Origin of the sequence: Reichenbachiella sp. (assembly GCF_039941815.1) — a bacterium.
GTDB lineage: Bacteria > Bacteroidota > Bacteroidia > Cytophagales > Cyclobacteriaceae > Reichenbachiella.
This window is the reverse complement of record NZ_JBDVDW010000037.1, coordinates 1-1,209: the sequence shown is the minus strand read 5'-3', so window position 1 is coordinate 1,209 and position 1,209 is coordinate 1. Positions and strand designations below refer to the sequence as shown.

Below are 1,209 nucleotides of genomic sequence, written 5' to 3'. Positions count from 1 at the left end.
GGATTTTTTCTTGCATGAAGAACTTAGTTGGCGGAAAGCGCGAAAGCGTGAGTTAGCTACATTCGATGAAAATCGACGAGCACTGGGAATGCTACACCCTATGCGCGGCAAAAAATGAGGGCACGTACCGGGGGGGAGAAGGGACGATACCTGTGACCACGGCTTGTCCAGAAGAAGACCGCTGAGGGTAAAACCTCCTACCTGGTACGAGTGGTGGTGCATGTATTATCATATATATACATAAATATTTGCGGAACTAAAAAACTCGGTAAGCCCTATGCCGATGAAAACGCAAAGTTCCCATAAAAAGTTTGAATTCCAAATACTCCCATCAGAATTGTTCAGGTACAGCTTGCTATGAGCACGATTTTTAAAACCGAAAGTTCCAAACTTTTGGAAAACTCCGAAGAAAGCAAATCTGGGGCTGATGACTAGCCTATATCGGCTTAAGAAAAGCTCAGGCGGATGGTTGGTTCAAATCGGCGAGATTCCGAGTCCTCGACAGACACTGATCGACCAAACCAACGACGGCGTCATGAATTCTGAACGGTGTGCGCTCATTAGGGGCTCCGACCGACTCGCCGTGTTCACGCAATGGCAGGTGACATATGGCGGGCGCTGATCAGGTGGAAAATAAGCAAACGATTGGCCTTTGGTGTGCACAAAACAGATGACGATACTCCTCGACTCGTCTCGAATGACAAAACATAGGCTCTTCATCAGGTTTGGGAGGATACCGTGGGACGCCGCCGGCAAGGTCGCGCCCTGTAGGATCCGCCTGACATTTCGAGGCCGTCATCTACATTCGTTGGCCTTGCCCGACATCAAGCAGGGTGGCCGTGCGGTGAGTCTATATCGAGATCAAGCATCTATCGTTGCTCGAGCTGATTTCTATCAGCGTCCTGACAATTTGCAACGAAAAAAAAACAATTGCGCCGCCTGCGACCGTTAGAAATTTATTTTTCAATATTTCATAAGAAAAAAAGAAGAAAAAATCAAACATTTTTTCCCTTTTTTCCCTTTTTTCCCACAGCGGCGGTACGAGGATATTTTCGGCTGTATTTTAAAGCAAAATATCTGAAAAAAAAACTTTCGGACTTCGCGTTTCCATTGGCATAGGTCTTAGGCTGGAAAGTAAAAGTGATGATTAAAAAAAATAAAATAAAAAATAAAGAACACCAGGAAGCAAAAAAGAGACTATTAATAATA

1 protein-coding gene is annotated in these 1,209 nt (G+C 44.9%); it reads right to left on the bottom strand.

Features of this window, described 5'->3' with window-relative positions; genetic code table 11:
- Positions 1 to 995: 995 nt before the first annotated feature.
- Positions 996 to 1,209: hypothetical protein (locus tag ABJF11_RS10400; RefSeq protein WP_348119784.1), on the bottom strand; the 214-nt coding region annotated here is incomplete at its 5' end.